A 13,726-nucleotide genomic window follows, 5' to 3' on the forward strand; every position below is an offset into this window, starting at 1 on the left:
CTCAGCCGCCGGTCCCCAGCCAGGGCTGCGGATCGGCGTAGTAGCCGTCGTAGACGACCTCGAAGTGCAGATGCGGGCCGGTGGACAGACCGGTCGAGCCGGCCCGGCCCACGAGGGTCCCGGTCCGCACGCTCTGCCCGACGGTCACGTCCAGGGCGGAGAGATGGCTGTACGTCGTCTCCAGCCGCTTGCCCTCGATGGTGCCGTGGTCGACGACGACACGGTTGCCGTACGCCTTCGTCATCGCGGCGAACACGACCCGGCCGTCCCGCGCGGCCGTCACCGGAGCGCCCTGGGGTGCGGCGAAGTCCACGCCGGTGTGCAGCTTGGTCACGCCGGTGAGGGGGTGCTGGCGCGAGCCGTACGGGCTGGTGACGGTGAGGGCGGTCACGGGCGCGGCGAGGATGGCGCTCGCCGGTCCTGCCTCGCTCGGGGGTTCCTTGTCGAAGACCTCGTAGCGGGGCAGGAGCCGTTTGACCTCGGCGAGGTAGGTGAGCGCCCCGTCCGGGACGCGTCCGGCCCGCAGCACCGTGTCCGTGCCCACCGCGTACGCCGCGAGGGTCAGGTCGACGAGGTCGCCGGTGACCGTGCCCTCGGTGCGCAGGTCGGTGACCTTCTGGGCGAGGGAGCAGTCCTTCCGGCCCAGCGCCATGACGGCGTCGGCGGGATCGCGCGGCGAGGAGTTCCCGTTGCCGTCGTCGTCCCGGCCCCAGCTGCGCCACTCGGCGTCGGTGAAGCCGGCGATGCCCTGCTCGCCCGACGCGCCGGTGTCGTCGCGCCAGCCGGAGAGCTGGTCGATCTGCGCGGCGAGCAGGGCCGGGGTGACGACCGTGCAGCCCGCGGCGGCCTTGCGCAGCCAGGGCCCGTACGTGTCGTTGACGCCGCCCGCCGCGCTCGTGCCCGAGTCCGCGCCCGGCGATACGTCGACGGGCAGCCCGCCCGTCAGGGCGAGGACGCCGGCCACCGCGGAGAGGGTCAGCAGGCCCGGCAGCACCAACAGGGTGAAGGGGCCCGCGCCACGGCGGGACTTGCGGGGCGGCGGGGTCGATTCCCGCGCGGGGGGCGGGCCTTGCGGTGCCTCGGGGCTGTCGTCGTGCGGTGCCTGCGGCCGGGCCTCGACGGTGCTGTCGTCGCTCACGCCACCGGCCGTCGGGGGGAGTTGCGGTTGCTCACGGCCGGACGTTAACGCGGAGCGGATCCGCCGTCATCGTCCGGAGAGGCAGAACCCCCTGTCTCCGGGGGCAGATTCCCCCCGCCCACGCGGCCCTCCGAGGCCGGCTGATCCCCGGGGCGCGGCGCGGGCTGCGGCGACGGCTGGTGCCACCCATGCTGTGCGGGATGGTGACCGGCGGGCGGGGGCGGCTGGTGTCCGGCGTGGGGAGCAGGGTGGTGGCCCGGGTGGGGAGCAGGGTAGTGGCCGGGGTACGGGGCCGGGAGGCCTGGGACCGGGTAGCCGGAGGCCGGGTAGCCGGGAGTCGGGTGGCCGGAGGCCGGGTAGCCGGGAGTCGGGTAGCCGGGGGCCGGGGCGTGAGGGGGCCCGTACGGGCCGTACGCGCCCGGGGCCGGGGTGTGGGCGTACGGCGGGTGGCCGTACGGGGCCGGGTACGGCGGGAACTCGGGTGCCGGGGGCGGGGGCTGGGCGGTGCTGGTCGGCGGGTTGCGGCGGGCCAGCCAGAGGACGATCGCCGCGAAGACGGCGATGCCGGCGACGTCGACGAGCACGTACTCCCAGGGGGCGTCCGCGGCGGTGTCCTCGCTCTTGAGGCCGTCGACGACGGCGGCCGAGACGCCGAAGGCGAACAGGTTGTTCACCGCGTGCAGCACGACCGCCGCCTCGAGTCCGCCCGTGCGCACGGTCAGCAGGCCCGCGATCACGCCGAACACGACCAGGTCGGCGAAGCCCCACGGCGTGCCCCAGCCGTGGGCCGCGGCGAACAGGACCGCCTGCGGCACGACCGCGAACCAGGGCGAGCGGACGTAGGCGCCCACGGCCTGGGTGAGCCAGCCGCGGAAGACGTACTCCTCGGCGGCGGCCTGGAACGGCACCAGGACGAGCAGCATGGCCAGCGCGGGCAGGAAGAACCCCCAGCCCGCCCACCGCACGGGTTCGCCGTCCCCGGGCAGCAGGAACGTCACGCCGCCGGTCACGGCGACGACGGCGACGGCCGCCAGGGTGTACCGGCCCATGAGCCCCCACCGCAGGCCGCCGGTCACGGACGACACCGTGCCGGCCGGGCGGCTGCCGATCCAGCGCACCGTGAGCAGGACCACCGGGATCGCCACGGCGATGCCCACGAGGTCGAGGGCGGTCCCCGGGATGTCGCCGAACTCCACCATGCCGTCCCGGTCCTGCGGATAGTCCCGCACGGCGCCCCAGACCTCGGCGACGCCGTACAGCACCATCGTGGCGAGGAGCACCCCGACGGCCGCGAACAGGGTGCCGACGACGGGACGCCACCATCGGTGCCGGGCCGATATGCGGGCCAGCCGGTGGTAGGCGAGCGCTTCGGGGAGCTGAGGGTCCGGTGCGGGGGCCGGGTGCGGCGTCGCCGGAACAGGCGGGCCCATCGGGGCGGCGGGCGGGTTCGTCATGTCGGCAAGCCTCTCCGGCGGGTCGGGGCCCGGCATCGGTCCCGGGCACGAACGGCGTCTCCACCGGAGGGTAGAGACCGGTCTCGTGCCGGGGAGGGGCGCGGCGCGTCCGTGCCCCGTCCTACGCTCGTGGCGACATGGAGACGATACGGAACTGGCTGCTGCCCGCCCTGCTCGCGGTCGGACAGGCGGCGTGGCTGTGGCCCGGGGCCGCCCTGGCCGGCGAGGCGACGCCCGGCACGGCGGGCCTGGTCGGCATGGTGTGCGTGACGGCGGTGGAGACGGCCGCGCTGGGCCTGCGGCGGCGGACGCCGGTCCGGGCACTGGCGTGGACGCTGGGCGCGTTCCTGGTGGGCCAACTGATATGGCGGGACGGCCACTTCGGGTTGGGGCCGATGATCGCGCTGTACTCGGTGGCGGTGCGCCGTCCGCTGCCGGTGGCGCTGCGGGCGGTCGCCGCGGGCGTGGGCGTCGAGTGGCTGCTGTCCCTCGTGGACGTGGGGTGGCGGCCGGCGCTCGTCTCGGAGTGGGCGTTGGCCGCGCTCGTGTACGTCGTGTGTGCGGGGCTCGGCGAGGGCCGGCGCCAGTGGCTCGAGGCGCGGTCGCGGGCGGCCCGTCGGCTGGCCGGGGCGGAGGAGAACCGGCGGCTGGCGGGCGACACCGAACGGCGGCGGCTGGCCCGCGAGTTGCACGACGTGAGCGCCCACCATCTGACGTCGGTCGTCATCACGGCCGACGCCGCGCTCCGACTGGGCGGCAGCAGACCGGAGTTGACGACCGAGGCGCTGGAGTTCGCCGAGCGCACCGGTGCGGAGACCCTGACGTCCCTGCGGCGGCTGGTCGGGCTGCTGCGGGACGCCGAACGCCCCGACCCGCGGCCCATGTCCGCCCGGATCGAGGAACTGATCGCCGGATTCGGCCGGTTGGGGCGTCCGATCGCGGCCGAGCTGCCGGCGGACCTGGCCGGTCCGGCGGCGGAGGCGGTGCACGGGATCGTCCGTGAGGCGCTCACCAACTCCTTGCGGTACGCGCCGGGTTGCGCCGCGCGGGTCAGCGTGCGGCGCGGGGACGGCGTGCTGGAGCTGACCGTGGACAACGCTCCCCCGCGCGGCCCCGCGCCGCAGGCGGTGGGCGGTCTGGGGTCGGGGCGCGGGGTCGCGGGGATGCGGGAACGGGCGGCGGCGGTCGGCGGTGAGCTGACGGCGGGGCCCGAGCCCGGCGGGGGCTGGCGGGTGCGGGCGACGCTGCCCGACGGGACGGGGCCGTGGCGTCAGGGCAAGGAGGGCGAGAAGGGCGACCGGCGTGACGTCCTGCGGGAGCAGCGGCTCGCCGATCCCGCCCTGGTGTTCGCCGCGTCGGCCCTGCCGCCGGCGTTCGCGCTGGCCGTCGCGGAGGACTGGACGGCGGCGAGTCTGCGCGGGGCGGTGCCGGGTCTGCTCGTCCTGAGCGTGCTGCTGGCGCTGCACGCCTTGCCGCTGCTGTGGCGTCGGCGTGCGCCCTGGGGTGCGCTGCTCGGTGTGCTGGGCACGGCGTGGCTGTGGCCCCCGGCCGTGGCCCTGACGTCCCTGCCGCCGCGGGTGTCGCAGTTCTTCGCGGCCGGGGCGCTCGCGGAGCTGCTGGCGGTGTACGCGCTGGCGGTGTACGGCCGGGGCGCGGGACGGACCTGGCCGGCGGTGGGCGCGGCGGCGGCCTCGCTGAGCGGGGTGCTGCTCGCGACTGCGGCCGCGGACGAGGAGGTGACGGGCGCCGCCGCGTGGTTCGCGGGCGGGGTGATGTTCGTGCTGCTGTCGCTGCCGCTGGCGGCCGTGTTCGCGGCGGTGTGGGGCGCGGGTCTCGCGGTGCGGGGGCGACGGCTGCGGGTGCTGTTCCAGGAGGACTTCGCGCTGGCGAGTTCGCTGTGGCACGCGGAACGGGCCGCGGAGGCCGAACGGCACCGGCTGGCGGCCCGGTTGCGGGAGGCGGTGCTGGACCGTACGGCGGTCGTGGTGGACCGGGCGCGCCGGGGGCGGCTGGACGAGGTGGCCGTGGAGGCCCGTGCGGCGCTCGGCGCGATGCGGGAGCTGCTGCGCGGGCTGGGCGGCCCGCAGGACGCCGGGCGGCCGCTCGCCCCGGCGCCGACGGTCGCCGATCTCGACGAGCTGTGCCGGCGGCTGCGCGCGGGCGGGCGGGAGGTGACGCTGCGGGGGCTTCCGGAGGCCGCGCGGAGTCTGCCGCCCTCGGTGGCGCTGTCGGCGTACCGGATCGTCGAGGCGGCTCTGGGCGCGGGCGACCGGGAGCCCGCCCGGGTCGTGCTGAAGCGGCGACGGGACACCCTGCGGGTGACGGTGACCGGCGTGCGGCTGGCCGTCACCGGGCCGGTCGCCGAACGGCTGCGGGTGCAGGCCGGCTCGGGACCGGGGAGCATCGTGTTCGAACAGGCCGGTATCGTACGGGTGTTGCTGTCCGCCGGGCCTGGTCCGGCGCCCGTCCAGGAGGTGTCCCCGTCGCCGTACGCGTGATGGTCGTCGACGACCAGGCGGTGGTCCGCGCCGGATTCGCCGCCATCGTGGACGCCGAGCCCGATCTGACGGTCGTCGGCGAGGCGGGGGACGGGGCGTCGGCCGTGTCGCTCGCGGCCGCGGAGTCGCCCGACGTGGTGCTGATGGACGTCCGGATGCCCGGGATGGACGGTCTGACCGCGACCCGCCTGGTCACCGCGCTGGAGAGCCGGCCGCGGGTGCTGGTCCTGACCACCTTCGACCTGGACGCGTACGTGTACGAGGCGCTGCGGGCCGGGGCGTCCGGGTTCCTGCTCAAGGACGCCCTGCCGGAGGACCTGCTGTCCGCGATCCGGGTCGTCGCCTCCGGGGAGGGCATCCTCGCGCCGACGGTGACGCGCCGGCTCATCGACGCGTTCGCGCAGGGCGCGCCGCAGCCGCCGGCGGTGACCGGGGTGCTCGCCTCGCTGACGCCCCGGGAGCGGGAGGTGCTGCTGCGCATCGCGTCGGGGCTGACCAACGCCGAGATCGGGGCGGCGCTGGGGGTGACCGTCGGGACGGTGAAGACGCACGTGAACGCGCTGCTGTCCAAGCTGGGGCTGCGGGACAGGGTCCAGGTGACGATCCTGGCGTACGAGAGCGGACTGATCCGGCCGGGGGCGGCGGCCGACGCGTAGGGCTGTCGGCGGGCCTTGGTAGAAAGGGCGGCCATCGGGTCGGCGCGTGAGGCGCCGGCCGCCGTCCGACCATGAAGGGCCCCGGAGTTGGACCACATCACGGAGCTGCACGGACTGCCCGTCCACACCTTTCCGGCGTCCGACGCGCCGCCGTCGCCGTTACCGGCGGCGGAGACGGTCGCCTGGCGGCTGTCGATCCTCGACGAGGGGGTGTTCGGGGAGAGCTTCGAGGAGGGCTGGCGGCGCTTCCTGGACACCGTCGACCCCGCCCGGGTGCGGGCCCTGGTGCTGGGCCCCGGCGCCTACGGCACCGACAACGACGCCGCAGACCCCGCGGAGACGGTGAAGCTGCTGGCCGGGGCCGCCGACCGGCTCACCGGCCTCGAGGCCGTCTACCTCGCCGATCTCACCTTCGAGGAGTCCGAGCTCTCCTGGATCGTGCAGGGTGACGTGACGCCCGTCCTCGCCGCCTATCCGCGGCTGAGGGAACTCGGGGTGCGCGGCTCGGGCGGCGGCTTCGGCGACGCGCCGGGCCTTCGGCTCCACGCCCTGCGCCACGAGGGCCTGCGGGTCCTGCGCCTGGAGAACGGCGGGCTGCCCGCCGAGGTGGCCCGGGGCGTCGCCGCCTCGGACCTGCCCGCGCTGGAGCGTCTGGACCTGTGGCTCGGCACGGAGGACTACGGCCGCACCGCCACCGTCGCCGACCTCGCCCCGGTCCTGGACGGCGGGCGGCTGCCGTCGCTGCGCCGCCTGGGCCTGCGCAACTGCGACCTCCAGGACGAGGTGGCGGCGGCGGTGGCGAGCGCGCCCGTCGTGGCCCGGCTCAGCGCCCTGGACCTGAGTCTGGGCACCCTGGGCGACGCCGGCGCCGAGGCGCTGCTCACCGGCCAGCCGCTCACGCACCTCGAGGAGTTGGACCTCCACCACCACTATCTGTCCGAGCCGATGACGGCCCGGCTGCGCGAGGCGCTGGAGCCCTTCGGGGTGCGGGTGAACCTCGACGAGCGGGAAGAGGCGGAGGAGGACGACGAGTTCGGGCGGTACGTGGCCGCCGGGGAGTGAGCTACGTGGCCGCCGGGGAGTGAGCGCGGTGGGCCGGCCGGCCGGGCCGGCCCCCGCGCGCCGGTCGGCTCACCCGACCTCGACGAGCAGGTCGCCGCCTTCCACCTGCTGGATGCGGTTGATGGCCAGCCGGCTCACCCGGCCGGCCTTCGGGGCGGTGATGGTGGCCTCCATCTTCATCGCCTCGATGGTGGCCACCGTCGCGCCGGCCTCCACTTCGTCGCCCTCGGCGACCGCCAGCGTCACGACTCCCGCGAAGGGGGCGGCGACATGGCCGGAGTTGGACCGGTCGGCCTTCTCGGTGACCGGGATGTCGGAGGCGGCGGCCTGGTCGCGGACCTGGATGGGGCGGAGCTGGCCGTTGAGGGAGGACATCACGGTGCGCATGCCGCGCTCGTCGGCCTCGCCGATCGCCTGGAGCTCGATCAGCAGCCGCACCCCGGGTTCGAGGTCGACGGCGTACTCCTTGCCCGGGCGCAGACCGTAGAAGAAGTCCTTGCTGTCCAGGACGCTGGTGTCGCCGAAGGCCTGGCGGTGGGTGTCGAAGTCGCGGGTCGGGCCGGGGAACAGCAGCCGGTTGAGGGTGGTGCGGCGGGTCTTCTCCAGGCCCTCGCGGTCCTCGACGGTCAGTTCGGTCACCGGCTTGGGCTCGGCGCGGCCCTGGAGGGCCTTGGTGCGGAACGGCTCGGGCCAGCCGCCGGGCGGGGTGCCGAGTTCGCCGCGCAGGAAGCCGATGACGGAGTCGGGGATGTCGTACGTGTTCGGCGCCGACTCGAAGTCCTCGGGGCTGACGCCGGCCCCGACCAGGTGCAGGGCGAGGTCGCCGACCACCTTGGAGGACGGGGTGACCTTGACCAGGCGGCCGAGGATGCGGTCGGCGGCGGCGTACATGGCCTCGATGTCCTCGAAGCGGTCGCCGAGGCCGAGCGCGACGGCCTGGGTGCGCAGGTTGGAGAGCTGTCCGCCGGGGATCTCGTGGTGGTAGACGCGGCCGGTCGGGGAGGCGAGGCCCGCCTCGAAGGGGGCGTAGATCCTGCGGACGCCCTCCCAGTACGGCTCGAGGTCGCCGACGGCCTGGAGGTCGAGGCCGGTGGGGCGCTCGGAGTGGTCGGTGGCGGCGACGAGCGCCGACAGCGACGGCTGGGACGTGGTCCCGGCCATGGAGGCGACGGCCCCGTCGACGGCGTCCGCGCCGGCCTGGATCGCGGCGAGGTAGGTGGCGAGCTGGCCGCCCGCGGTGTCGTGGGTGTGCAGGTGCACCGGCAGGTCGAACTCGCGGCGCAGCGCGGAGACGAGGGTGGCGGCGGCGGGGGCGCGCAACAGGCCCGCCATGTCCTTGATGGCGAGGACGTGGGCGCCGGCCTCGACGATCTGCTCGGCCAGGCGCAGGTAGTAGTCGAGGGTGTAGAGGCGCTCGTTCGGGTCGGACAGGTCGGAGGTGTAGCAGAGGGCGACCTCGGCGACCGCGGTGCCCGTCTCGCGCACGGCGTCGATGGCGGGGCGCATCTGGCCGACGTCGTTGAGGGCGTCGAAGATGCGGAAGACGTCGATGCCGGTGGCGGCGGCCTCCTGCACGAACGCGTCGGTGACCTCGGTCGGGTAGGGGGTGTAGCCGACGGTGTTGCGGCCGCGCAGCAGCATCTGGAGGCAGATGTTGGGGACGGCCTCGCGCAGTGCGGCCAGCCGCTCCCAGGGGTCCTCGGCGAGGAAGCGCAGGGCGACGTCGTAGGTGGCGCCGCCCCAGCACTCCAGGGAGAGCAGTCCGGGCAGGGTGCGGGCGACGACCGGGGCGGTGGCGAGGAGGTCCTTGGTGCGGACGCGGGTGGCCAGCAGCGACTGGTGGGCGTCGCGGAAGGTGGTGTCGGTGACGCCGATGGTCGGGGACTCGCGCAGCCAGCGGGCGAAGCCCTCGGGGCCGAGGTGGACCAGGCGCTGCCGGGAGCCGGCGGGCGGCTCGCCGTCGGGCAGGGGCGGCAGCTTGGTGGTGGGGTCGATCAGCTCGGGGCGTTCGCCGTGCGGCTTGTTGACGGTGACGTCGGCGAGGTAGGTGAGCAGCTTGGTGCCGCGGTCGGCGGAGTGGCGGGCGGTGAGCAGGTGCGGGCGCTGCTCGATGAACGATGTGGTGACGCGCCCGGCCTGGAAGTCGGCGTCGTCCAGGACGGCCTGGAGGAAGGGGATGTTGGTGGCGACGCCGCGGATGCGGAACTCGGCGACGGCGCGCCGGGCCCGTCCGATCGCGGTCGGGAAGTCCCGGCCCCGGCAGGTGAGTTTGACCAGCATCGAGTCGAAGTGCGCGCTGATCTCCGTACCCGCGTGGGTGGTTCCGCCGTCGAGGCGGATGCCGGAGCCGCCGGGCGAGCGGTAGGCGCTGATGCGGCCGGTGTCGGGGCGGAAGCCGTTGGCCGGGTCCTCGGTGGTGATACGGCACTGGAGGGCCGCGCCGCGCAGCTTGACCGTGTCCTGCGACAGGCCGAGGTCGGCGAGCGTCTCGCCGGAGGCGATGCGCAGTTGGGCCTGGACGAGGTCGACGTCGGTGACCTCCTCGGTGACCGTGTGCTCGACCTGGATGCGCGGGTTCATCTCGATGAAGACGTGGTTGCCGTCGCGGTCGAGGAGGAACTCGACGGTGCCGGCGTTGCGGTAGCCGATCTCGCGGGCGAAGCGGACGGCGTCGGCGCAGATCCGGTCGCGCAGTTCCGGGTCGAGGTTCGGGGCGGGCGCCATCTCGATGACCTTCTGATGGCGGCGCTGGAGCGAGCAGTCCCGTTCGAACAGGTGGATGACGTTGCCCTCGCCGTCGGCGAGGATCTGCACCTCGATGTGGCGGGGTTCGACGACGGCCTTCTCCAGGAAGACGGTGGGGTCGCCGAACGCGGAGGCCGCCTCGCGGGACGCGGCCTCGACGGACTCCCGCAGCTGCGCCGGGTCCTCGACGCGCCGCATGCCGCGTCCGCCGCCGCCCGCGACGGCCTTCACGAAGACGGGGAAGCCGATCTCGTCCGCGGCGCGGACCAGTTCCTCGACGTCGTTGGAGGGTTCCGAGGAGCCCAGCACCGGTACGCCGGCCGCGCGGGCGGCGGCGACGGCGCGCGCCTTGTTCCCGGTCAGCTCCAGGGTGCGGGCGTCGGGCCCGACGAAGGTGATGCCCGCCTCTTCGCAGGCGCGGGCCAGTTCCGGGTTCTCGGAGAGGAACCCGTACCCCGGGTACACGGCGTCCGCGCCCGCCTGGCGCGCGGCGCCGACGATCTCCTCCACGGACAGATACGCGCGCACCGGATGTCCCGGCTCCCCGATCTCGTAGGCCTCGTCGGCCTTCAGCCGGTGCAGCGAGTTGCGGTCCTCGTGGGGGAAGACGGCGACGGTGCGCGCGCCCAGCTCATAGCCGGCGCGGAACGCCCTGATCGCGATCTCGCCACGGTTGGCGACCAGCACCTTGCGGAACATCCTGGATCCCTTCAGCCTGCCGGTGACGGGACCATCGTGTCGGTGCCGTCACGGGAGTGCCATGTGAATCGGGCCACTCGGCTCAGCGGGTGAGCCGAGCCGAGCGGTGATCCATACGGGGCCGAGGGGCCGTGTGCTCGGAGCACTACGCGGGTCATGTCGTCAGAGCGCGGCTGCCGCCGCCCGTCCTGCCTGGCGGCCGGAGAAGATGCAGCCGCCGAGGAAGGTGCCCTCCAGGGAGCGGTAGCCGTGGACGCCGCCGCCGCCGAAGCCGGCGACCTCTCCGGCCGCGTACAGGCCGGGAACGGGGGTTCCGGCCGTGCCGAGGACGCGGCCGGAGAGGTCGGTCTGGAGTCCGCCGAGCGTCTTGCGGGTGAGGATGTTGAGACGCACGGCGATCAGCGGTCCGGCGTTCGGGTCGAGGATCTTGTGGATCGCCGCCGTGCGGCTGAGCGTGTCCCCGGGGTAGTCGAGGGCGTTGCGGATGCCCATGACCTGGGCGTCCTTGGTGTACGGGTTGTCGATCTCGCGGTCGCGGGCCTCGATCTGCCGCTTGAGGCCGGCGAGGTCGATCAGTCCGGCGCCGGTCAGCTTGTTCATGCCGGTGACGAGTTCGGGGAGGGTCGAGGCGACGACGAAGTCCGCTCCCTTGGCCTTGAACCGCTCGATGGGCTCCGGGGTCTGCCAGATCCGGGAGAGCAGCATCCAGATGTTCTTCTCGGTCAGGTCCGGGTTCTGCTCGGAGCCGGAGAGCGCGAACTCCTTGGCGATGATCTTCTGGGTGGTGACGAACCAGGAGTAGTCGTACCCGGTGTCGGTGATCGTCTTGAGGGTGTGCAGGGTGTCGTAGCCCGGGATGTCGGGGCTGGAGAACCGCTTGCCGGTGGCGTCGAACCACATCGAGGAGGGGCCGGGGAGGATGCGGATGCCGTGACCCGGCCAGATCGGGTCGTAGTTGCGCAGGCCCTCGGTGTAGTGCCACATGCGGTCGGGGTTGACGATGCGTCCGCCGGCCCTCTGGGTGATCGCCAGCATGCGGCCGTCGACGTGCGCGGGGACGCCGGTGACCATGAACTTGGGCGGGGTGCCCATCCGGGCGGGCCAGTTCTGGCGGACGAGGTCGTGGTTGGCGCCGATGCCGCCGGAGGTGACGACGACGATCGGGGCGCGCAGTTCGAAGTCGCCGACGACGGTGCGGGAGCTGGGCTTGCCGCGGCCGACGCTGCTGGGCTCCAGGACGGCGCCGCGCACGCCGGTGACGACGCCGCCGGTGGTGACGAGCTCGTCGACGCGGTGGCGGAACTTGAAGGTCACCTTGCCGGAGGCGACGGCGGCGCGCACCTTCTTCTCGAACGGTTCGACGACGGCCGGGCCGGTGCCCCAGGTGACGTGGAAGCGGGGCACCGAGTTGCCGTGTCCGTCGGCGAGGCCGCCGCCGCGCTCGGCCCAGCCGACTATCGGGAACCACTGCATGCCCATGGAGGCGAGCCAGGACCGCTTCTCCCCCGATGCGAAGTCCACGTAGGCCTGGGCCCACTTGTAGCCCCAGTAGTCCTGACCCGCGGGGTCGTTGACGCCCCGGTCGAAGCCGGCCGTGCCCTGCCAGTCCTGCCAGGCCAGGTCGTGGGAGTCCTTGACGCCCATGGTGCGCTGCTCGTCGGAGTCGACGAAGAACAGCCCGCCGAAGGACCAGAAGGCCTGGCCGCCGAGGCTCGCCTCGGGTTCCTGGTCGAGGAGGAGCACCTTGCGCCCGGCGGCGGCGAGTTCGGCCGTGGCGACCAGTCCGGCGAGGCCGTGTCCGACGACGATCGCGTCCGCGTTCTGGGACTCCGCGGCGGCGGCGAAGCCGGTGGTCTGGGTGAGGGCCGTCGCCGCGATGACGCCGCCGGCCATGGTGAGGGCGTGCCGACGGGAGATGCCGGTGGTGGAGGAGGCGGAGGTCTCCGTGTGTTCCATGGGCGGCCTTCCAGGGGAGGATGCGCGGTGAGACGGGGGGATCACCGGCGGGTGTGAGTGTTGCCGACGCGTGTTACCGGCGGGTGTTACCGGAGGGTTTTCATGCGCCGACTGCGCTGTTACCGTCGGTAGCCCAACAGGAAACCAGGCTGTCACAGCGGTGCGGTAGTGCGCGGGAGTCAACGAGGACCTCGCTTGTTTGTGGCCCGGCGACAGCGGCCGGGCGGGAAGGGGACCATGACCGTCGTCCATGGACCGGAGCCGGTCACGGCGGTCCTGCGGAGCATGGCCGCCGACTCGGACGTGTGCGGTGAGCTGGTCCGCGCGGCCCGCACCCGCTCCCCCGAGCTGTCCCGGATCACCGAAGAGGCCACCCGTTCGCACGTGGCCGCGATGATCGACGCGGCCGGCGCCTGGTTCACCGCCCTGGACCGGGCCGGGTCGGTCGACGAACAGGACTTCACCGCGGCCCTGTTGCTGGGCGCGGACCGCGCCGTGCAGGGGGTGGCGATGACGGCCGTCCTGCGCGGGGTGCAGGCGGCCCTGACGCGCGCGGTGGAGATCACCGTCGACCGCTGCCGGGCGGCCGGGGTGCCGGACGGCATGCTGCTGACGGTGGTGCTGCGGCTCCAGGAGTACAGCGACGCGCTACAGCGGCATGTGGTGCACGGCTACCGGGCGGCGGAGCACGACTCGCCGCGCGCCATGGACGCGGTCCGCACCCGGCTGCTGCGCCAGGCACTCCTTGGTGAAGCTCCCCCGCACGCCCAGGAGTTGGAGCGGGCGGGGGTGCACGCGGACGCCGACGGCCGCTACCGCTGCTTCGCCGCCCTTCCCGCCGGGCCGCGGACGCTGCGTCCGGCGCGCGGGGTGACGGCGCTGATCGAGGGACAGCTCGCGGGCCTGTCGTCGCGCGCCCCGGAGCCCGGGGATCTCGGCCCGGACGCGCTCGTCATGGTCGCGCCGGCCGCCGCCCCGGACGGACTGCCCGCGCTGTACCGACTGTGCGTGCGGGCCGTGGAACTGGGCCGGGGTCAGGGGCTGCGCGGACTGCACGAGGTGACGGACTTCGCCGCCCGGCTGGCCCTCGCCGAACAGCCCTTGCTGGGCGGTCTGTTGAGCGAGCGAATGTTGGGCTCCCTGGACCCGGCGAACGACTTCCACCGTCAACTCGCCCTCACCGCACTGGCGTTCCTCGACAACGGACGCCGTCTCGACCAGACCGCCGCGGCTTTGTTCACCCACCCGAACACGGTCCGCTACCGGCTCGGCCGGCTCCGGCAGATCACGGACGCCTCCCTGACCGACCTGCCCGCCGAGGGCGCGCTGAGCACCGTGCACTGGTGGTGGGCGCTCACCTCCTGGCTGGAGTCGTCGACGCGCGCCTGAACAGGGCCTCTTGAGCGGTACCTGAGCGGCAACCCGTCCGTTCGACCGGTCGGACATCGTTCGAGATCTCTTGACGCCGCGCCACAGCCCGTTTGACACTCTCGCAACACCACGTCACACAGCTGAAAC

At 74.1% G+C, this 13,726-nt stretch carries 8 protein-coding genes; 4 read left to right on the forward strand and 4 right to left on the reverse strand.

Going from position 1 to position 13,726, the window contains the following annotated elements; translation table 11 throughout:
• Position 1 precedes the first annotated feature (1 nt).
• The gene (locus ACFYX4_RS15555; RefSeq protein ID WP_389332034.1) at positions 2-1,138 is read right to left on the reverse strand and encodes a M23 family metallopeptidase; all 1,137 of its coding nucleotides are present in this window, start codon (positions 1,136-1,138) and stop codon (positions 2-4) included.
• A 44-nt stretch (positions 1,139-1,182) separates the two neighbouring features.
• A complete protein-coding gene (locus ACFYX4_RS15560; RefSeq protein ID WP_389332037.1) occupies positions 1,183-2,592 on the reverse strand; it encodes a type II CAAX prenyl endopeptidase Rce1 family protein in 1,410 nt (469 codons plus the stop codon).
• Between the two features lie 137 nt (positions 2,593-2,729).
• Between ACFYX4_RS15560 and ACFYX4_RS15565 the strand changes: the two genes are divergently transcribed.
• The 3 genes from ACFYX4_RS15565 (at position 2,730) to ACFYX4_RS15575 (ending at position 6,808) form a co-directional block, all read left to right on the forward strand.
• Positions 2,730-5,090, forward strand: coding sequence for a histidine kinase (locus tag ACFYX4_RS15565; RefSeq protein WP_389332040.1), 2,361 nt, complete (start codon positions 2,730-2,732; stop codon positions 5,088-5,090).
• Entirely contained in the window at positions 5,090-5,746 is a 657-nt protein-coding gene (locus ACFYX4_RS15570; RefSeq protein WP_389332043.1) for a response regulator, read from the forward strand. Before ACFYX4_RS15565 ends, ACFYX4_RS15570 begins: the two co-directional genes overlap by 1 nt.
• 87 nt (positions 5,747-5,833) lie before the next feature.
• Positions 5,834-6,808 carry an STM4015 family protein gene (locus ACFYX4_RS15575; protein WP_389332046.1) on the forward strand — a complete coding sequence of 325 codons (975 nt, stop codon included), beginning with the start codon at positions 5,834-5,836 and terminating at the stop codon, positions 6,806-6,808.
• Between the two features lie 69 nt (positions 6,809-6,877).
• Here ACFYX4_RS15575 and ACFYX4_RS15580 read toward each other — a convergent pair whose 3' ends face one another.
• On the reverse strand, positions 6,878-10,252 hold the full coding sequence (locus ACFYX4_RS15580; RefSeq protein ID WP_389332049.1) for a pyruvate carboxylase: 3,375 nt from the start codon (positions 10,250-10,252) through the stop codon (positions 6,878-6,880).
• A gap of 162 nt (positions 10,253-10,414) precedes the next feature.
• Positions 10,415-12,208 carry an FAD-binding dehydrogenase gene (locus ACFYX4_RS15585; protein ID WP_389332052.1) on the reverse strand — a complete coding sequence of 598 codons (1,794 nt, stop codon included), beginning with the start codon at positions 12,206-12,208 and terminating at the stop codon, positions 10,415-10,417.
• A 237-nt stretch (positions 12,209-12,445) separates the two neighbouring features.
• Between ACFYX4_RS15585 and ACFYX4_RS15590 the strand changes: the two genes are divergently transcribed.
• Positions 12,446-13,597, forward strand: coding sequence for a helix-turn-helix domain-containing protein (locus ACFYX4_RS15590; protein WP_389332054.1), 1,152 nt, complete (start codon positions 12,446-12,448; stop codon positions 13,595-13,597).
• Positions 13,598-13,726: the final 129 nt, after the last annotated feature.

Source organism: Streptomyces sp. NPDC002328, assembly GCF_042890065.1.
GTDB lineage: Bacteria > Actinomycetota > Actinomycetes > Streptomycetales > Streptomycetaceae > Streptomyces.